The following is a 20157-nucleotide window of genomic DNA, read 5'->3' on the forward strand; positions in this document are numbered from 1 at the left end:
CCTCCTTCCGCCTACTTTTAGGGCAGCATACCCGCTAACTCCTAAAAACCTAACACATGAAGAAAAAACTACTTACCCTATTGCTGTCTCTCTGCTGGGGGATAGCGCTGGCCCAGACCTCCATCACTGGGCGTGTCACCTCGGCCAGGGGCGGCGAGCCGCTTCCCGGCGTCAGCGTGGTGGTAAAGGGCACCACGGCCGGCACCTCCACCGACGTGGACGGCCGGTTCCAGCTTCAGGCGCCCGCCACCGGCACCACGTTAGTTTTCTCTTATATAGGATATGTCTCCCGGGAAGAGCCCATTGGCGGAAGAACCACCATTGATGTCACCCTGCAAGACGACCAGCAGGCCCTGGAGGAAGTAGTGGTGGTGGGCTACGGCACCCAGTTAAGGAGAGAGGTAAGTACCGCTATTTCATCAGTATCTGCCGAGGAAATTACCCAGACCCCGGTTACTCGGGTGGAGCAGGCCCTGCAGGGCCGCGTGGCCGGGGTGCAGGTCACCAACCTCTCGGGCCAGCCCGGCGACGCGCCCACGGTGCGTATCCGGGGGATCGGTTCTACCGGCAACTCCAGCCCTATCTTTATTGTGGACGGATTTCCGGTGGGCGGCATTGACTACCTCAACCCCGGCGACATTGAGTCCATTGATGTATTGAAAGACGCCGCCTCTGCCGCCATTTACGGGGCCCGGGGTGGCAACGGGGTGGTGATCATCACCACCCGACAAGGCCGTCGAGACGGTACCATGCACGTGTCTTATGACGGCTACGTGGGCATCCAGAACCCCTGGCGCCGGCTGGAGCTGCTCAACGCCCGCGAGTATGCCACCCTCATGAACGAAGGCGCCGCCAATGCGGGCATGGCCCCGCCCTACGCAGACCCCAGCCAGTTTGGCGAAGGCACCGACTGGCAGGACGCCATCTTTGAGAAAAACGCCCCCATCCAGAACCACCAGATCACCGTGACCGGCGGCACCGAGAAGTCGGCCTACTCGGCGGCCCTCTCCTACTTTGACCAGGACGGGATTGTGGGCGGCGACAAATCTAACTTCCGGCGCTACACCGCCCGCGTCAACGCCGACAACCAGGTAAAAAGCTGGCTCAAGTTTGGCACCAACCTGGCGTACACCCATCTGAGGAGACGGTCCTTTGACCCCAACCAGGAGTTTGGCGGTATTCTGAACAACGCCCTCAACATAGACCCGCTCACGCCCGTTTATGAGACAGATCCTGAAAAACTGGCCCAAACCACGTACACCCTCAACCCCGTGGTGCGCGACGGCCAGGGCCGCGTGTTTGCCATCTCGCCCTACGTGTCGCAGGAAGTGGTGAACCCCCTGGCCCGCCTGCAGGTGATGAACGGCCTAACCAACGTAGACAAGTTTGTAGGCAACATCTACGGCGAGGTGAAACTGCTGGAGGGCCTCACGTTCCGGTCTACCCTGGGCATTGACCTGGCCTACGTGGTTACCACCAACTACAACCCGGTGTACTTCCTCAACGCCGCGCAGCAAAACGCCACGGCCCTGGTATCAAGGGGCACCGACCGCTACTACACCTGGCAGACAGAGAACTACTTTAACTACAACAAGACCTTCGGGGACCACAGCCTGGGGCTGACGGCGGGTACGTCTGCCCTCAGAACCCGCAACGAGACCCTGTTTGCCTCCAATACCGGGCTGGTGACGGAAGACCCTAACATGGCCTTTCTGAACAACGCCGTGGGCGTGACCAACGTGCGGGCCACTGGCGGCATTGGCGAACGGTCACTGCTCTCCTTCTTTGGCCGGGCAAACTACAGCTATATGGGCAAGTACCTCTTTACGGCCACCGTACGGCGAGACGGCTCCTCCCGGTTTGGCCGCAACAACCAATTTGCCACGTTCCCTTCTTTCTCAGTGGGCTGGATTCTTTCAGATGAGGCGTTCTTCCCGCAGGGCAATCTGGTGAGCCTGGCCAAGGTAAGGGCCTCGTGGGGCCAGAACGGCAACGAGGAGATAGGGGGCACTTTCTATCCCTGGGCCGCCCAGATAGGGGTAGGCAGAGGATACACTTTCTTTAACCCAGATGGCGGCAAAGGCTACATTAGCGGAGCGGCCCCGGTAGACGCCCCCAACCCAGAGCTGAAGTGGGAGACCTCTGAGCAGACTAACCTTGGGTTAGACCTGGCCTTCTTCAACAGCGCGCTTTCGGTTACGGCCGATTACTACATCAAAACCACCAAAGGCTTGCTGGTGCGGCCGCCCATTCTGGGGCATACGGGCTACAACGCTCCCTTCGTGAACGGCGGCTCGGTGCGAAACACGGGCGTGGAGCTGGCCATTTCTTACCAGGGCGAGGCAAGGGGCCTGGGCTACAACATTGGCCTGAACGGAAGCTTCAACAAGAACAAAGTCACCAGCATTGAGAACGCCGAGAAGAAACTGCTGGGGGCCAACTTCATCACCTACGGCACCGCCTCGCAAAGCACCGTGGGCCTGCCCATCGGGTACTTTTACGGGTACAGAACCGCCGGTATCTTCCAGAACCAGGCCGACGTGGAGGCTCAGTCTTTACAGCCCACGGCGGTGCCCGGCGACGTGCGGTTTGTGGACTTGAACAATGACGGCAAGCTGGATGAGACCGACCGCACCATGATCGGGAACCCCACTCCCAAAACGGTGCTGGGCCTAAACCTGGGGTTTGACTTCAAGGGCTTTGACCTGAGTGCGTTTGCCACCGGGGCGTTTGGGCACCAGATTTTCAACGGCACCCGGCGCTATGACATTACCCGGGCCAACCAGCAGTCCAGGTTCCTGAACCGCTGGACCGGCGAGGGCAGCACCAATGAATACCCCCGGTTCACCTGGAACGACACCAACGGCAACTACACCCGGGTCTCTGACCTGTTCATAGAAGACGGCGACTATGTGCGCCTGAAAACCTTGCAACTGGGCTACAGCCTACCGGCCGGAGTGCTTTCTAAGGTACACATGCAGAAACTGCGCGTCTATGTTTCGGCCGACAACCTGGTCACCTTCACCGATTACTCGGGGTTTGATCCGGAGATCGGGGCCCGGAACAGCTTAGACATTGGGTTTGACCGCGGGGTGTACCCGCAGTCCAGAACGTTCAGACTTGGAGTAAACGCCACTTTCTAAAAGACTTGACAGATGAAAAATATAGCAAAAAAGACCTCTACCCTGTTGCTGGCGGCCTTGTTTCTGGGGGCTTCTACCAGCTGCAACGATTTCCTGGACCTTGACCCCAAAGACACCAGAACCGAAGACAATTTCTACCGCACCCAGGCCGATGCCACCGAGGCCCTCATTGGCGTGTACGACGTGCTGCAGTGGAACACCCTGAGCGGCTTCCATCCTACCCCTATGGTGCTGGACATTCTCTCTGACGACTCCTACTCGGGCGGGCAGCCCAGCTCAGAGCCCAACCTGCTGCAGATGGACCGCCACCAAATGCTCACCACCAACGGCGAGATCTATGGCCTCTGGCGCCGGAACTACATTGGCATTGCCCGGGCCAACACGCTGCTGCATCGCATGCAAAACATAGACGCGCCCGAGGACTTCAAGAAAAGGACCATCGCCGAGGCGAAATTCCTGCGGGCCCACTTCTACCTGGACCTGGTGCGCTTTTTTGAGAACATTCCCCTGCACCTGGAGCCCCTGGCCCCCAGCGACTACAACCAGCCGCAGGCCAGCCCCAAAGCGGTGTATGACCAGATTGCCCTGGACCTGACCGAAGCCATGCCCGACCTGCCGGCTTCTGACCTGCGCGCCAGCATGGGCAGGGCTACCCGGTGGTCGGCCAAAGCGCTGCTGGCCAAAACCTACCTGTTCCACAAAGGCGTGTACAACCAGGACCTGCAAGCCGGGGGCACGGCCGTTACCGCCCAGGTGGCCCTGCAGCACCTCAACGACATCATCACCTCCAGCGGCCATGATCTGCTGCCCAATTACGCCGACAACTTCACCCGGGCCAATGAGTTCAGCATAGAGTCGGTGTGGGAAATCTCCTACTCAGACGACAACCCCTGGTGGGACTGGGGCTACGTGCAGGGCGGCGAAGGCAACATGCAGCCGCAGCAGCAAGGCCCCCGCATCAAGAACACGGCCACCGAGAATTACCTGGCCGGCTGGAGCACCGCCACCCCTACCCAGGAGCTGTATAACGCCTTTGAGGCCAATGACCCGCGCCGCGACGCCACCATCCTGGCCGAGACCGAACTGGCCGGCGGCAAGGACAACCTGAACATCGGCTACCAGCACACCGGGTACTTCAGCCAGAAATACACCACCTCCAAAGAGTACGCCCCGTCGGGCGGGCAGCTGGAGCTGAACTGGGGCAACAACTACCGCGCCATCCGCTTCTCAGACGTGCTCCTCATGGCCTCTGAGCTTATGCTGATGACCGGCACCGGCGATGCCCAGGCCCCGTTGACGAGGGTAAGAGCCCGCGTGGGCCTGGGCCCCGTGCCGGCCACGCTGGACAATATCTTCCGGGAGCGCCGGGTAGAGCTGGCCCTAGAGGGGCACCGCTACTGGGACCTGCTGCGCCAGGGAACGGCGGCGGCCAGTGCAGCCATCACCGTGAACAAGACTACCCTGCCAGAGAACTACGAAGGCTCCCTCACCGACTTCAACCTGCAGTTCAACACCGCCCGAAGAGGCTTCCTGCCCATTCCGCAGAGTGAGATTGACCTTTCAGCAGGAGTGCTCAAGCCAAATGCCGGTTACTAATTCCAAGTCCTAAACCAAACATGACCATGAAGAAATATATCCAGTATATCACGCTCCTGTTTCTGGCCTCTTTTGCGTGGGTGGGCTGCGAACTGGAAGACCCGGAGCTGGGCCTGCCGCCCACTCCCGAGCAGGTAACCTTCACCTATGCGTATGATGACGAGAACCCCAACATTGTGCACTTCAAGAGCACGGCGCCCGGGTTCAAGGCCCTCTGGGACTTCGGGAACGGCAAAACCGCCGAAGGCACCGAGGTAGAAGGCGCCTTCCCGCTCAAGGGCGACTACACCGTTAAACTCACCATCTACACCGCGGGGGGCTCGGCCTCCAACACGCAAACGGTGGCCATTGCCCAGACCAACCCGGCCATGCTCAACCGCGAAGACTACAACTTCCTCACGGGCGGTGCCAACCAGCTGGAGGGCAAAACCTGGGTGTTCAGCCCGGTGGGGCCCATGAACTTCGGCGGTGAGCCGGCCAACGGGGGCAACAACTGGTGGAGCCAGACCCTGGCCCAGCAAGACCCCTGCATGCAGGATGACGAGTACACCTTCTCGCTGGCGGGCTTCAAATTTGAGAACAAGAGCAAAGGCGCCATGTGGGGCATAGACAACGGCACCGAGAACGTCTGCGTGCCGCAGCCCGGCACACCGGTAGCCAGCACCTGGAACCTGTATGAGGCCAACGGCAAAGTCATGCTCTCCTTGAGCAACGGCGAAACCATTGCCTGGGACGACAACGAGGGCGTGTACGAGGTGATGGAACTCTCTGAGAACCGCCTGCACATCAGAAAAGTGTGCTGTGGCGGGGCGGGCGTGCGCAACTACGTGCTGGTGCCCAAGGGCTACACCCCGCCGGTGGTTGAAAAACCCTACAAAGCGGCCGACCTGTTTGACAACTTTGACGATGCGGGCAACTTCACCTGGGTTTTGGACCACGTGCTGTTCAATGAGAGCTTTGACAACCCCGCCCAGCTGGGCAACAACACCTCGGCCAAGGTGGCCCGCTACATCAAAGAAGCCGGTCAGGTGAACGAGTTCGCCAACCTCTCCATTGACCTGGGTTACCGCATGGACCTCACGCAGCGCCATGTCTTCAAGCTGAAGGTCTTCCTGCCCAGCTACAATGACTACGTGACCCAGAACGGTGAAGACTGGTCGCCCACCAAAAGCCTGGCCAAGCAGGTAGCCGTGAAGCTGCAGAACTCGCTCCTGGGCGGCAATGCCTGGACTACCCAGGCCGAGGTAATCCAGCAGGTGACCCAGCTGGACCAGTGGGTGGAGTTAACGTTTGACTTCGGCGCCCACACCGCCCGCACCGACTTTGACAAAGTAGTGGTGCAGATTGGCGGCGAAGCCCACTTCAACCCCGGAATATTCTACCTGGACGATTTCCGCCTCATGCCTTAATGTTTCACAAGGAGGCAGCCCCAGAGCCTCCGTTTTGGGGCTACTTTTCCTGAATCTTCCCTAAAATGCAGAAATTTTACTTTTTGATCTTCTTCCTCTGCCTGCCCTGGGGCTTTCAGGCGGCAGCCCAGACCCCCACCTTCAATGAGCTGGTCTGGAGCGATGAATTTGAAGGCGAAGGCGCCATTGACCCCACCTGGTGGAACTTTGACCTGGGCAACGGCGACAACGGCTGGGGCAACCGCGAGCTCCAGACCTACACCAACAAGCTGGACAACGTGCGCCGATCGGGCGGTAATCTGGTCATAGAGGCCAAGAAACAGAACGGCACCTGGACCTCGGCCCGGGTGAAAACCCAGGGCAAGTTCAAGTTCACGTACGGCCGCGTGGAGTTCAGGGCCAAGCTGGCGCCCGGCGTGGGCACCTGGCCCGCGCTCTGGATGCTGGGCGAAAAAATCACCACGCTGGGCTGGCCCGCCTCCGGCGAGATTGACGTGATGGAATACATTGACCGCAAGCCCGGCGTGGTGCAGTGCGCCCTGCATACCCCCTCCAGCCACGGCAATACCCAGCACGTGGGCGTCACGCCCGTGCCCGACGCCACCACCGCCTTCCATGTGTACGCCGCCGAGTGGACACAGAACGAGATCAAGTTTTTTGTGGACAACACGCTCTACTACACCTACGCCCCTGCCGTGAAAAACCCCAGCACCTGGCCGTTCCATGATGATTTTTTCCTCATCATGAACATCGCCGTGGGCGGAAACATGGGCAGCGAACCCACCCTGGAAACCGGCGGCCTCAAGAACGGCATAGACCCCAACCTCACCAGCACCCGCATGGAGGTAGACTATGTACGGGTGTACCAGCAGTTCAAGAGCCTGACCTTGACCGGGCCCTCGGTAGTGAAGCCTTCGGCGCAGAACCTCACGTTTAAGGCCAGCCGCCTGGCCAATGCCACCTACACCTGGACCTTACCTACCGGGGCCACCCTGGTGAGCGGGCAGAACTCGCCGGAGGTGGTAGTGAACTGGGGTACCAAATCTGGCCAGGTAAAGGTGCAGATGCAGCACAACGGCCAGACCTACACCCAGACCCTGGATGTGAAAACCAAACTGGTACCCAGCGGCAACTCCTTCCTGATTGAGGGCTTCACGCCGTTCCCAGATACGCGCCTCACCCCTTCGGGCGGCACCTTTGAGATGAGCCAGCACCAGGATGCCCTGCGCCTCAGGTACAACATCACCGCGCCCGCCAACCTGCCCCAGGTGGTGTACGCCCTGGAGAGCCCCCTGGACATGACGGGCTACCCGGTACTGGCCGCCGCCGTGAAAACCCAGAACAAAAGCCGAACCGTGGCGTTGCGGCTAGACTTGATGGATGCCGCCGGTAGGGTTACCGGCGGCAATCAGGTGTTTAACCTTAGCCCCCTCATTGATGACGGCGAGTTCTACACCTACTACTTCAACTACCAGCCCCAGTTTGGCACCGGTAACGGCCAGGTAGACCAGACCACCATTGAAAAGATCCGGCTCCTGGTCAACTACGGGCTGCTGGGCAGCCCGGGCCAGGACTCGGTCTGGCTAGACGATCTCCGCGTGTTACCGGCGCTGCCGGCCACGCCCAACCGCGCCTCGCACGTAGCCGCCTCCATGGCGGCTTCTGGCGTTCAGGTAGACTGGCGCGACAATGCCGCCAATGAGCAAGGGTTTAGGGTATTCAGGGCCAGCCAAAGCCACGGTGAGTACACCCAGATAGCTTCTCTTGCCGCCAACACCAGAACGTTTATAGATGCCGCCGGCACCCGCGAAAGTTTCTACAAGGTGCAGGCCTACAACGCCGCCGGCCCGGCCGCGTTCTCCAACATTGGTACGGTGGCGGGCATCATCAACGGCACCCAGGAGGAGCGGCTGGCCCAGCAGGTCCTGTTTTACCCCAACCCCGCGCTGGGGAAGTTCTTCATCGCGTTTCCCGCGGGCCTCAACGTAAAGGCCGTGCGGCTGTTCAACGCGGCGGGCCAGGAAGTTCCGGTGGCGGTTTCGTGGCGCCAACTGGGGAAAACCACCGCGGAGGTGCAACCCGCCGCAACGGTTGCCGGGGGCCTGTACCTCTGCCAGATCCAAACTGAAACGGCCCTGTTTACCAAACGCATTCTGTTTCAGCGGCAGCTGCTGTAAGCCTTTGAAACCCAACTTTCCTTTCTCCTTCCGGGGAGAACAGGATCTCTATTGTCTTTTCTCCACCCAAAACATGCTGTATGAAAAGGTTTCCCCTCTCTGTTTTCGCCCTTGGCCTTCTCCTGTTCACGTTTACCTCTTTCACCCCGCCGCAGAAAAAAGACCCTCCAGAAAAGCGCATTGAAGACTTGCTGGCCAAGATGACGCTGGAAGAAAAGGTGGGCCAGCTCAACTTTGTGGTAGGCGATCTGTTCAATACCGGGCCCACGGTGCGAACGGCGCAGTCAGACAAGTTCAATGAGGCCATTAAGAACGGCCAGATCACGGGCATCTTCAACATTCACGGGGCCGAGTACATTGGCAAGCTGCAGCGCATGGCGGTGAAAGAGTCCCGGCTGGGCATTCCGCTCCTGATTGGGGCCGACATTATCCACGGCTTTAAGACCATTTTCCCCATTCCGCTGGGCGAGTCGGCCAGCTGGGACCTGGCCGCCATTGAAAACGGCGCGCGGGTGGCAGCCCTGGAGTCATCGGCCGGCGGCATCAACCTCACCTTTGCCCCCATGGTAGACATTACCCGTGACTCGCGCTGGGGCCGCACCGCCGAGGGCGCCGGCGAAGACCCGTATCTGGGCTCCCTCATTGCGGCCGCCCGCGTGAAGGGCTTTCAGGGCAAGGACCTGGCCGACCCCAGAACCATTGCCGCCTGCGTGAAGCACTTTGTGGCCTACGGCGCCGCCGAGGCCGGCCGCGACTACAACACCACCGATATGTCGGAGTATCTGCTGCGGGATGTGTACCTGCCGCCCTTCAAAGCCGCTCTGGACGCCGGTTCGGCCACGCTCATGACGTCCTTCAACGAGCTGAACGGCGTGCCGGCCACGGGCAACATGTTCATCCTGCAGCAGATCCTGCGCAAAGAGTGGGGCTTTACCGGCACCGTGATCTCAGACTGGCAGAACATCACTGAGATGGTGCAGCACGGCTATTCCAAAGACCACGCCCAGGCTGCCGAGCAGGCCCTGCAGGCGGGTACTGACGTGGACATGATGGGCGAAGCCTACCTCAAATTTGTGCCCGGCCTGGTACGAAGCGGCAAGCTGGACCAGAAAATCCTGGACGAGTCTGTGCGGCGCGTGCTGTGGCTCAAATTCAAGCTGGGCCTGTTTGACAACCCGTACCGGTATTCAGACTCCAAACGCGAGAAGCGCGAAATCCGGTCCAGGGAAAACCTGGCCGTCGCCTTTGACATGGCCCGCAAATCTATTGTGCTGCTCAAGAACCAGGGCAACGCGCTGCCGCTTTCGGCCAGTACCAAAAAGATTGCGGTCATCGGCCCGCTGGGCAATAACAAAGCCGACATGAACGGCACCTGGTCTTTCTTCGGGGAGGAGCAGCACGCGGTGAGCTTTCTGGAAGGCATCAGGAAATACGCCAAAGGCGCCCAGGTGACCTTTGCCCAAGGTTGCGACCTGTACTCCAATTCCACTGCTGGCTTTGCCGAGGCCGTTACTGCCGCCCGCAACGCCGATGTGGTGATCATGGCCCTGGGCGAGAGCGCGGTGATGAACGGCGAAGGCGCCTCCCGCGCCGACATTGGCTTGCCCGGCGTGCAGCTGGACCTGGTGAAGGAAATCCACAAGACGGGCAAACCCATTGTGGCCCTGGTGAGCAGCGGCCGCGCCCTGGAGCTGACCTGGCTGGACCAGCACATTCCGGCTATTCTGGCCACCTGGTCGTTGGGTTCTGAGGCCGGAAACGCCGCCGCCAGCGTGCTGTGGGGCGAGTACAATCCGGCAGGCAAGCTGCCGCTGTCTTTCCCGCGCCACGTGGGCCAGTTGCCGCTGTACTACAACCACAAAAACACCGGCCGCATGTACGAGGGCGACCACTCTGAGCCGGGCAGCGAGCGGGTGTACAAGTCGCGCTACCGCGATGTGCCCAATACGCCGCTTTACCCCTTCGGTTACGGGTTAAGCTACACCACGTTTGCGTACGGCGCGCCCACCCTCAGCAAGAGCAGCATTACGGGCGCTGAAACCCTCACCGTCACCGTAGAAGTGACCAACACCGGCAAGGTCCCCGGCGAAGAAGTGGTGCAGTTGTACATCCAGGATCTGGTGGGCAGCACCGCCCGCCCCGTGAAACAGCTCAAGAAGTTCCAGAAACTAGCCTTCGCCCCCGGCGAGAAGAAAACCGTCACGTTTACGCTCAACGCCGCTGATCTGGCTTTCTGGCGCCAGGACATGACCTTCGGCGCAGAACCCGGCGACTTCAAAGTGATGGTGGGCGGAAACTCCAGAGACGTACAGGCCCTGCCATTCACCCTTACCTCACTATAGAACCCGGTCTGTTTTACGGCTCTTTTCCTGAAAACCCGCCCCAAACGCCCGCTATGGCTGCGGGTGCTTGGGGCGGGTTTCTTTTGTAGATGGCCGCCGTTTACCAAGGCCCGCGCTCCCTTGCTGCTGCCCCACCCTATGGCCTGGTCATGGAGTCGCCGGCAAGAACGCCGCTGCTGTTTTAAGCGTGTTTTCTAGGATTTAGGCCCAAAACGCATTTCGCCTCTTTGCATCCGCAGTTGGAGTTTGAACCAGATGCGGGCCGCATGTGCCTACAGCGTGAAGGGAGGTTTGTCCTGGGTCTTCCAGATGGTGTGGGCCAGTTCGTTCAGGGCCAGGCGGGCATCCCGGAAGCCTTCGGCCAACAGGCCGTACACCTGGGCCAGCTCCAGTTGATACGCTAGTTTATGGCTGGCCGCCGTTCTAAAGCTAGACCGCCCCACCGATTCGTAGAACGAGGGATCTGGCGCGCCGCGCTGCTGCCGTCGTTCAATCCAGGCGTGGAACATGCCTGACAGGAACAGCGCATAATTGCCGATGTGCACCCGGATGAGGAACGCCTCCGCCGCCGATGCCTTGGACAACGCCTCCAGCATTTCCACGATGTACTGGAACCGGTGCGGCAGCTTCTCATGGGGCGAGTGCATGCGCTGCACGGTGGAGAATTGCCAGAGCAGGGCCCCGATGTAATCGGCTAGTTCGCGGTCTTCTATGCCCTGCCGCCGTAGCACGGTGCGGGCCAGCACGTAGAAATACAACTGCTGCGACACGCCTACCTGGCCTTCCTTGGAGAGCAGGGCTTTGGGCAGGGCCTCATGGTCCAGCATCTCGTCGCGGCACTCGGGGTCGCTGAGCAGCTCCACCAGCCCGATGCTGGGCCCGCCCTGGCGGGACAACACGCTGGCCACAAACTCAAAATCGGTGGCGGTGAATTGGGCTCGGCAATTGGCTAATACCATCGTCACGCTCCTTTCTGTTGGTAAGACTCTGATTAGATTCTAATAAGCGCAGGGGGCTTCTGCTTCTTTCTTTATAGAAACGAAGTAGTATTTTAGAAGGTTATCACCCGAGGGGAAATGCTTGACGGCTTTCTTTTTTGTCTTTGTTTGAGGGGAGGGCGGATGGGTGCTTTTGGTTTGTCTGCCGTTGCTGGCTTGGGGTTATCGCTGGCGTGGTGCCGTTAGCCTATGCTTAGACTGCTAATTCATATATTAGGCCTTTGCTAGCGAAGTGGCGGTTTGTCTATGGACTTAAGGGCTGTGTTGTTTCATCTTCTCTGAAAAGCGCTCATGGCCGCGGGGCCCCGTCTTTGCCCCTCGCACTGCCCTTGCGGCCCACCTCTGTAGTTTGTGCTTAGCTTCTGTTCCTCAGGGGCCACAAGCGAGGCGCTCGAGCCAAAGACTGGAATCGGGATCTTCCAGCTGTGAACTTGCATAGCAGCGGTTTAGCTAATCATTACTTAAACCCTTACTTTCTATGGCGCGGATTTACTTCCGTGACTTACGTTCAAAAGTCACGGAAGTAAATCTACTCCATAGTTGTAGCTAGACCCTATATGCTTTGAAAACCTGTAGGGTCTCCCCCGATTTGCCACGCTGGTCAATTCAAATACCTCGCAGTGTCTTCCAGACCCGCGAGCGTCTATCCGCAATTACTTCTAATACCTTCACTCTTCCCATGGTTCAAGTCTGTGACTTGGCCCCATTCTGTGAGCAGTTTGTAACTGCCAATGCACGTTGTTCCCTTTTGGGCCAACTTTGAAAAAAACAGGCTTCAAACAGACGGTGATGCTATCACACAAAAAAGCCTGCCCGGCACACACCAGACAGGCTCTTTCAGCTATTCACAGGAATTCAGTGCTCCAAATTCACTCATTCACTCCATCACTCATTCACTCAATTTCACATTACCCAATCGCTTGCTCCAAATCAGCGATGAGGTCTTCTACGTCTTCGATGCCTACGCTCAGACGTATTAAGGAATCAGACAAGCCGCCTTTCAGGCGCTCTACCTGCGGGATGCTGGCGTGCGTCATGGTGGCCGGATGTCCGCAGAGTGATTCCACGCCTCCCAGCGACTCGGCCAGGGCGAAGTAGTGCAGTTTCTCCAGTACCTGGATGGCGGCCTCAATGCGGTCTTCCTTCAGCTCAAACGAGATCATGCCCCCGAAATCGCGCATCTGCTCCTGGGCGATCTGGTGGTTAGGATGGTCCTGGAAACCGGGCCAGAACACTTTGCCCACTTTGGGGTGCTGCCGGAGGTACTCGGCAATTTTGCGGCCGTTCTCGCAGTGACGCTGCATGCGCACATGCAGCGTCTTGAGGCCGCGCAGCACCAGGAAGCAGTCCTGCGGACCGGGCGTGCCCCCACAGGCATTCTGGATGAACGCCAGGCGCTCGGCCAGGGCATCTTCCTTCACCACAATGGCGCCCATGACCACGTCTGAGTGACCGGCCATGTACTTGGTGAGCGAGTGCATCACAATGTCGGCGCCCAGGTCCAGGGGCGTTTGCAGGTAGGGCGTGGAGAAGGTGTTGTCCACCACCAGCGTCAACTGGTGGCGCTTGCAGATCTCGGCGGCGCCTTTGATGTCAATGATGTTCAGGAGCGGGTTGGTAGGCGTTTCCACCCACACCATCTTGGTATTGGCGGTGATGTATTGCTCAATGGTGCCAATCTCGCCCATGGGCACGAAAGAGAACTTGATGCCGTAGTCCTGGAACACCTTGGTGAAGATGCGGTACGTGCCGCCGTACAGGTCGTTGGTGGAGATCACCTCGTCGCCAGGCTTCAGGAGTTTGATGATGCAGTCGGTAGCGGCCATCCCCGAGGCGAAGCAAAGCCCGTGCACCCCGTTCTCCAGGGCCGCGATGGCGCTTTGCAGGGCACTGCGCGTGGGGTTATGGGTGCGGGAATACTCATAGCCGTTGTGGTTACCGGGCGAGCGCTGCACGTACGTAGACGTCTGGTAGATGGGCGTCATGATGGCGCCGGTGGTGGGGTCTGGCATCACGCCAGCATGTATGGTCTTGGTTCCGAATTTCATAGCCTCTTATACGGTAGTAGCGGCGCAAGATAGAGAAATTGCCCACAAGTTTCCAACGCAACTTACGGGCAGCCCTGAAGGCGTTTTCCGCGTACTTTCCCCAAAATACCCGATATTCGGCGCTTATGTGGAAGAAACTCCTTAAACAAAATACCGGCACGCTCCTGTACTCGCTCCTGCTGGTGGTCATTCCGGTGCTGGCCAGCTCTGGCCTGGCGCTGTGGCTGTACCACAACCAGGACTTACTGGAGTCTCTTACGTGGGCCCAGCAGATCTTGTACTTCCTGGCGGTCTCGCTCACCATGGCTTTCGCTATCACGCCCACCACGTTTGTGGCGCTGGCCACGGGTTTCTTCTTTGGGTGGAACGCTTTCCCGGGGGTGGTGGTCTCGTACGGGGCCGCCGCCCTGATTGGCTACGCCATGGCCCGCCTCATTGACCACGGCAAACTGACAGCCTTCCTGCACCAGTTCCCCAAAGCCGAAGGGGTGATGAACGAGCTGCGGGAGCACAGCTGGAGCCTGATCATTCTGACGCGCATCTCGCCGGTGCTGCCTTTTGCGTTTATGACCTTTGTGCTGTCGCTGGTGCAGGTGCCGCGGGGCCGTTTCCTGCTGGCCAGCATGGCGGGCATGTTGCCGCGCACGCTGTTCTTCTTCTGGGTGGGCACCCAGGCCCAGGACCTGCTGGCCCTTCTGCGTGACCCCAATGCGGGCACCTCGGGCAAGCTTTTGCTGGGCGCACTGGTGGTGATTTCCCTGGGCGGGCTCTATGTCTTACTCAACCGGGCAATTAAAAAAGCCTTAGCCAGAGGCATATAGCATTTTTTTTAAGTTTTTTTCAGGCGAGTACTTGCGCAATTCAAACCGAGTATCTACCTTTGCAACACTAAATCAAACAATGGTCACGTAGCTCAACTGGATAGAGCATCTGACTACGAATCAGAAGGTTTGGGGTTCGACTCCCTACGCGACCACCTAAAAAAAGCCACTTACGAGATAAAACTTGTGAGTGGCTTTTTTCTTTGCACACATTTTGCACACGAAATCTTTTCAATTCTGTAATCCCAAGTGTTATGAGGCGAAGTGAATGTTGATGTTGTTAATGAGTTTCATTGCGTTAACCATCAATCCGGTCAATAAAGGATAACTTATCCTTCTCAAGCAGGGATTCACTTGTCAGAATTCAGCAAATCATATTCAACAAAAAAGTACTTACCAGGTTGTGTTAACAATTAAGTCAAAAGAGTCATAGTAGCAGTCAGATGTAAGAAAGCCATGTAGTTTGTGGCAGTTTTATCATACCTGGTTGCTATTCTACGGTAGTGTTTGAACAGGTTAAAGAAGCGTTCTATCTTATGGCACCGCTGCGCCCTATCCACAGCATTGCATTTACAAAGAGCCGGTTGTCTGCCGCACTCCGCCCTACATCTTCAGGCTTACCTGCAAGCAATGGCGCCAATCGCACCCATTCTTCATCCTTGGTCTCGTAAGGCCGCATATTGTTTTTAGCCCTAAAATACTACCGATACCTTTTATTCATTTATTTGTCAACACAGCCTAGTCATATCAACACCAATAACCAAAGTAGAAGCAACCTATTGCATCAAGAACAGCTTCAAAACCCTTCCTATTTATATCACTGCACAAGTATCTTTGAAAAGAAGCGGCCACTGTTTGTGTAAACGTGTACATAATAGAGCCCCTTTGAACAACCGGTTACATCCAGTTTGTCCAACAAAGACGCGCTCCCACTTTTTTCAAAAACCAACTTACCCACAGCATTTATTAGTTGGACTTTCTTTACGTTGTAAGTACCACTTGTGTGTATGTTGATAATGCCGGAAGTTGGGTTTGGGAAAACACGTACGCCGGTTGAGCTTTCCTCGTTGACCCCTAAGGGATTTCTCTCTAAGTAGCCGGTGATATTCTCTGCCACAATACGATCAAACATGATTTTATGGGCGGCATCATTCATGTGCACACCATCGCCACTATCAAATGCGGGCTGCATGGTATTGCCTGGGGTTTGAAATCCTGTCCAGAAGTCTACGGTGAAAACTTCTCCAAACTTGCCATAGGTAGCATCAATCATCCCCAGTTGAATCTGGACTTTGTCCTGTGAAAAGTTTCTGGGTTGTGGCGTTGTTACCCAAAGGGGTATGTTGGCTTGGGCTGCTTTTTCAATGATTATTTCATAATTTTTCATCTGATCCTCAACGGTCCGGCCCGCAGCTGCGTCATTAGAAGGCAAATTGACAATAAGAGCATCTGGGTTGAAGCCAAGGGCTTTTGTGATGTTGTGCTCTGGGTTATTTTCAGGAAGAATGCTGGCGGTGGTATATCCGCCCACGGCTAAATTAATCACATTGAATTCACTTGGCTGATGGTTTAGATAGTTTCTATACCTCCACACCCACGCACTGTCTGGTTTGGAAACTTTTGCTCCTGCCGCCGTTGAGGAGCCCAAAACCACAATGGTAAATTGTTTCGTGTTTCCCTGGAAAATAGAGAAAGGTCTGGCGCTGACATCATGCAGGCCAGGCTCACCAGCGTCAGCCACCCGGACTAACGCGTGTTCTGCAACAATGGTTGGAAGTGTCCAGGTGTACGCTTTGTCAGTGGCGGCAACCGATGCAACAATGGGCAACCAATTAACTCCGTTATCTACAGAATAATCCAGGCGCACAAAGACAACGTTGTCTGCTTTCCATTAAATGGAGGTCACCTTACCAGCCTTTAACTGCTCCTCGCCATTGGGTGATTGCAAGGTGATGGCCTTAGGTCCTGGGGCCACTTTGTTGACATAGGCTATTTTCATGGCGCCTAAGTAGAAAAAGACTGTCGCGTTGTTGTTGTTGTTGTTGTTGTTGTTGCTGCCCTTCTCAACCGTGATTTTTATGGTTCCGTCTTCCTTAGGAATAACCGGGATAGTTCTAACAACTTTGGAGGTATTTTTTGAGGCATTCAGCTTTACCACCACGGTAGTTTCCCCTTCAACAAGGTATTGGGTTTCTCTATTGTCGGTTACATTACCGCGGGAGGCAAAAAAGGTGAAAGAGTAAGCTGTCTCTAAGTGCAGGTTGGACAATGAGACTTCTGAAGAAGGCACTACAGCGCCATTGAATCTGGTTGTGTTTCCATAAAAACTATCCTTTGAGGCATTGGCAGGAATACCCAACGTATCATCGGCGACAAGGCCGTTAGGGTTGAAGGTGTTGAATGGTCTGGTGACAGCAATTGAGATACCGGTAGAGAGCTGCTTTGTATTAACCAAGTTTTCTATTGTGCCTGTCTTTGCATTGGTGACGTTGTTCCAACCGGCAGGAGAAACGGTGGCTGCCGCTCCGAAATCAATGTTAATGGTATCATTCTTCTCCTGGGCAAAGCTCCTATGCATACCAAGGAGCAACGAGAGCAATAGAAGCAAATGGAAGAGGGGTTTGTTTTTCATAATCTTGCAAATCTGGGTAGAGGGCTCTGGTGGGTTTTATGGTTGATTTTCGGAAAAAAGCCGGAAAACAGGCTGGGTGGAGGCAGTGGCTTTCCAGTCTGCCGAATTGCTCCAGCAGTTAGCTTGTATATTCTACAAAAGGCAATGGAAACGGGGCTTACCAGAACCCGCCTTACGGTGTGCTCTGGTAATACTTAGAATAATTTACCTTTAGTTTATCCAGATGTTGAATATTACTATTCAACCTTTTGAGGAAATCCTGGTAATTCTTCTGAGCCAGGGGGGTCCAGGTAATTTCTGCCAAGGCACAGATTCTGGGGAAAGACATAAATTCGGCGTGGTCGCTGGTTGGGATGTACTCCGTCCAGAGGTTTGCCTGCGCGCCTAAAACCAGTTTACCTTCTTCGGGCGTTAAACTCTTGGGGACCGGATTATACGAATACACTTTTTCTAACGGCAGGTAACGGCCAATTGCCAGGGGCTCCCCTTTTCTGCCTGCTTTTGTTTGGTAAGAATCAATGTACAAATGAGAACTTGGCGACATGATTACTTTATGGCCCTGTTTTGCCGCGGCAATTCCCCCCTTTTCGCCCCGCCATGACATCACCGTGGCGTTTGGTGCTAAACCGCCCTCCAAGATCTCGTCCCACCCAATGATAGACCGACCTTTGGAATTAAGGAACTTCTCCATTCTTTGAATGAAGTAGCTCTGCAGCTCATGTTCGTCTTTCAGGCCCTCTCTCTTGATGACCTCCTGCGCGTAGGCAGATTTCTTCCAGGCGTCTTTGGGCGCTTCATCGCCGCCAATGTGAATGTATTTGCTCGGGAAAATGGCCATTACCTCGGTGAGTACATCCTCCAGAAATGTGAAAGTGGCTTCATTGGGGCAGTAGATATCCTTGAATATGCCCCAATGGGTGGCTACTTCATAATTTGCATCTGGTGAGCAGCCCAGCTCTGGGTAAGCGGCCAGCGCGGCCTGCGAATGCCCGGGCATTTCAATCTCAGGAATAATGGTGATAAACCGGTCCTGGGCATATTTGACGAGCTCTTTCAGTTCTTCCTGGGTATAATACCCCCCGTAGCGTTTCCCATCGTACTGGCGGGGCTTGTCGTTGTTGTGCCCTATGAGGGTTTCTTTCCGCCATGCTCCTACTTGCTGTAACTTAGGGTACTTCTTTATCTCAATGCGCCACCCCTGGTCTTCGGTTAAATGGAAATGGAAGGTATTGATTTTATAGAAGGCAAGTAAGTCAATGTACTTCTTAATGAAGTTTAGGGGCATGAAATGACGGGCTACATCCAGCATGACGCCCCGGTAAGCAAAGCGGGGTTCATCCTGGATATGAACTGCCGGAATGGTGAAGCGCTTTAGGTTGGTTGAGGCTTCAATGTCTGCCGGAAAGAGCTGGCGGAGGGATTGCACAGCCAGGAATGCCCCGGCGGGCGTTTTCGCCTTGATTTGGATTGATTTACTGGAAACCGTCAGCTCATATCCCTCCTGGTGGGTAATGGAACTATCCAGGCTCACGTGAATAGAATTCTTTTTTGCTGCTTTGTCTGTGTACATCAACGGGTTTCCGGTAGCATTTCGCACCAAATCAGAAAGGAAATCAGTTGCCTTCTTAAGATCAGCAGTAGCACTGGAAAGGTAGATAGTGGTTTTCTTGTTTAGCGTAAACTCCCCTTCCCTCTCTTCCAGCTTCACCGGTTTAGGGATAATAGCATAGCGGTATTTTTCCTGTGCACTAGCACGAAGGTGCAGCATTAAGAAGCAACTAAAAGCAATGATTACTTGCACTGCAGTACGTCTGAACATGTTCCTTTCTATCATCATTTTAAAATTTACTTTTGATCAACTCAGGCTTTGTGGCTACCGCCCCCGCCTGAGGGGGCAGAAACTCAGCGTTTGCGTACCGCCTGGGGGAAAGTTGCCTTTTAGGCATGTTTTAAGAAAACTAGAGCAAAAACCCAGTAGCAACTAGTGATGCAAACCGCGCTTTCTTAAATAGGCAATCAGTTCTACCGGACGATCTGTTTGTATGATGTTAAAGCCCTGGTCAAGTAACCAACCCCAACTTTCCTCTACTTTTCCCTCTTCCACTGCCAGGTCATCATGGTGGCTTGCATTTAAACTAGGCCATAACGCATTTACCCAGACACGGGCACCAGCTTGTTTTAAAGCGCTCAACTCGTTTAAGATGGAGGAGGTATCTGCTCTGAACACAATCTCAAACGCTGCGGGCTTGAGTTCGCGCTGATACTCTCTGATGATCTGCCGCGCATTCTTGTTCCCCAAGTTCACTACCGGCATGAAGGGCACTTGATACATGATTCTGCCTTTTTCTGCCCGCACTTTTGCAAAAGTATGGCTGCTTTTGATGATGGTTTGCCCTGTAGTACCCGTTGCCTCTAAGATGGCCTGGGCTTCTTCAAAAAAGTCGTAGCCCTTGTCTAGATTCACCATCACCTTGCCTTTCATCAACCGCATGGCTTCTTCCAGGGTAGGAATACGGTGCCCGGTAGCAACGCCGTGACCACCTTTCAGGTAGAGCTGCCTGAGCTCGGCTAGCGTGTGGTCTTCTACCCTGCCCTGGCCCGTAGTGGTGCGGTCAATGGTTTTATCATGCATCAGCACCAGATGCCCGTCTTTGGTTCTCTGAATATCTATCTCCACGACATCTACTCCCATGGCCATGGCGTTCTTAATTGCCTGCAGCGAGTTCTCTGGGGCATTGCGCCAATCACCACGGTGCGCAACCACAAGTACCTGCTTTCCATTAGGTGCATGGTATTCTTTCAAAATCTCGGCCAGCGTATTGCTTTTAGGAGGCACTGCCCCCTGTTTTGAGGCGCTACAGCTCAGCACTAGAAACAAGGGTAGCAAGAAGTAAAAGGCTCTGTATTTCATGGTCTTTGCCAAGTTAACGATCAGCGACAACAGGTAAGGTGCTGGGAAAAGCGCTGTGCTTACCGTGAACCCCACCTTTG

At 55.9% G+C, this 20157-nt stretch carries 12 protein-coding genes, 1 tRNA gene and 2 pseudogenes; 7 read left to right on the top strand and 8 right to left on the bottom strand.

The window, feature by feature from the left end:
* Positions 1-56 precede the first annotated feature (56 nt).
* From JT718_RS16080 to bglX, 5 genes are all read left to right on the top strand, one after another.
* Positions 57-3143 carry a SusC/RagA family TonB-linked outer membrane protein gene (locus tag JT718_RS16080; protein WP_205503743.1) on the top strand — a complete coding sequence of 1029 codons (3087 nt, stop codon included), beginning with the start codon at positions 57-59 and terminating at the stop codon, positions 3141-3143.
* A gap of 12 nt (positions 3144-3155) precedes the next feature.
* Entirely contained in the window at positions 3156-4739 is a 1584-nt protein-coding gene (locus JT718_RS16085; protein WP_205503744.1) for a RagB/SusD family nutrient uptake outer membrane protein, read from the top strand.
* 26 nt (positions 4740-4765) lie between these two features.
* Entirely contained in the window at positions 4766-6148 is a 1383-nt protein-coding gene (locus JT718_RS16090; protein ID WP_205503745.1) for a PKD domain-containing protein, read from the top strand.
* A 65-nt stretch (positions 6149-6213) separates the two neighbouring features.
* Positions 6214-8325, top strand: coding sequence for a family 16 glycosylhydrolase (locus JT718_RS16095; protein WP_205503746.1), 2112 nt, complete (start codon positions 6214-6216; stop codon positions 8323-8325).
* An 80-nt stretch (positions 8326-8405) separates the two neighbouring features.
* Positions 8406-10667, top strand: coding sequence for a beta-glucosidase BglX (gene bglX / locus JT718_RS16100; RefSeq protein WP_205503747.1), 2262 nt, complete (start codon positions 8406-8408; stop codon positions 10665-10667).
* 272 nt (positions 10668-10939) lie between these two features.
* Here bglX and JT718_RS16105 read toward each other — a convergent pair whose 3' ends face one another.
* Both JT718_RS16105 and JT718_RS16110 read right to left on the bottom strand, forming a co-directional pair.
* Positions 10940-11632: a hypothetical protein gene (locus tag JT718_RS16105; protein WP_205503748.1), complete on the bottom strand. Its 693-nt coding sequence runs from the start codon at positions 11630-11632 to the stop codon at positions 10940-10942.
* 941 nt (positions 11633-12573) lie between these two features.
* Positions 12574-13713: a cystathionine gamma-synthase gene (locus JT718_RS16110; RefSeq protein WP_205503749.1), complete on the bottom strand. Its 1140-nt coding sequence runs from the start codon at positions 13711-13713 to the stop codon at positions 12574-12576.
* A gap of 125 nt (positions 13714-13838) precedes the next feature.
* Between JT718_RS16110 and JT718_RS16115 the strand changes: the two genes are divergently transcribed.
* Both JT718_RS16115 and JT718_RS16120 read left to right on the top strand, forming a co-directional pair.
* Complete coding sequence (locus JT718_RS16115; RefSeq protein ID WP_205503750.1) at positions 13839-14534, top strand: TVP38/TMEM64 family protein; 696 nt, start codon at positions 13839-13841, stop codon at positions 14532-14534.
* 81 nt (positions 14535-14615) lie between these two features.
* Positions 14616-14689, top strand: a tRNA-Arg gene (locus tag JT718_RS16120).
* Positions 14690-14947: 258 nt separating this feature from the next.
* Here JT718_RS16120 and JT718_RS16125 read toward each other — a convergent pair.
* From JT718_RS16125 to JT718_RS16145, 6 genes and pseudogenes are all read right to left on the bottom strand, one after another.
* Positions 14948-15067: pseudogene (locus tag JT718_RS16125) on the bottom strand (IS5/IS1182 family transposase); the annotation flags it as partial.
* 5 nt (positions 15068-15072) lie between these two features.
* Positions 15073-15213 (bottom strand): annotated as a pseudogene (locus JT718_RS20570) (transposase); the annotation flags it as partial.
* Positions 15214-15351: 138 nt separating this feature from the next.
* On the bottom strand, positions 15352-16401 hold the full coding sequence (locus JT718_RS16130; protein WP_205503752.1) for an SGNH/GDSL hydrolase family protein: 1050 nt from the start codon (positions 16399-16401) through the stop codon (positions 15352-15354).
* 24 nt (positions 16402-16425) lie between these two features.
* Entirely contained in the window at positions 16426-17166 is a 741-nt protein-coding gene (locus JT718_RS16135; protein ID WP_205503753.1) for a hypothetical protein, read from the bottom strand.
* A gap of 172 nt (positions 17167-17338) precedes the next feature.
* Entirely contained in the window at positions 17339-18934 is a 1596-nt protein-coding gene (locus tag JT718_RS16140; protein WP_205503755.1) for a beta-N-acetylhexosaminidase, read from the bottom strand.
* 213 nt (positions 18935-19147) lie between these two features.
* On the bottom strand, positions 19148-20107 hold the full coding sequence (locus JT718_RS16145; RefSeq protein WP_205503756.1) for a glycerophosphodiester phosphodiesterase family protein: 960 nt from the start codon (positions 20105-20107) through the stop codon (positions 19148-19150).
* Positions 20108-20157 lie beyond the last annotated feature (50 nt).

This window comes from Rufibacter psychrotolerans, from assembly GCF_016924645.1.
Taxonomy (GTDB): Bacteria; Bacteroidota; Bacteroidia; order Cytophagales; family Hymenobacteraceae; genus Nibribacter; species Nibribacter psychrotolerans.

What these genes read in the sequence shown, in the direction of transcription:
- JT718_RS16080 (WP_205503743.1), top strand. Translation starts at nt 57, where the DNA reads ATGAAGAAAAAACTACTTACCCTATTGCTGTCTCTCTGCTGGGGGATA.
- JT718_RS16095 (WP_205503746.1), top strand. Translation starts at nt 6,214, where the DNA reads ATGCAGAAATTTTACTTTTTGATCTTCTTCCTCTGCCTGCCCTGGGGC.
- JT718_RS16085 (WP_205503744.1), top strand. Translation starts at nt 3,156, where the DNA reads ATGAAAAATATAGCAAAAAAGACCTCTACCCTGTTGCTGGCGGCCTTG.
- JT718_RS16115 (WP_205503750.1), top strand. Translation starts at nt 13,839, where the DNA reads ATGTGGAAGAAACTCCTTAAACAAAATACCGGCACGCTCCTGTACTCG.
- JT718_RS16140 (WP_205503755.1), bottom strand. Translation starts at nt 18,934, where the DNA reads ATGCTGCACCTTCGTGCTAGTGCACAGGAAAAATACCGCTATGCTATT.
- JT718_RS16090 (WP_205503745.1), top strand. Translation starts at nt 4,766, where the DNA reads ATGAAGAAATATATCCAGTATATCACGCTCCTGTTTCTGGCCTCTTTT.
- bglX (WP_205503747.1), top strand. Translation starts at nt 8,406, where the DNA reads ATGAAAAGGTTTCCCCTCTCTGTTTTCGCCCTTGGCCTTCTCCTGTTC.
- JT718_RS16110 (WP_205503749.1), bottom strand. Translation starts at nt 13,713, where the DNA reads ATGAAATTCGGAACCAAGACCATACATGCTGGCGTGATGCCAGACCCC.
- JT718_RS16135 (WP_205503753.1), bottom strand. Translation starts at nt 17,166, where the DNA reads ATGAAAAACAAACCCCTCTTCCATTTGCTTCTATTGCTCTCGTTGCTC.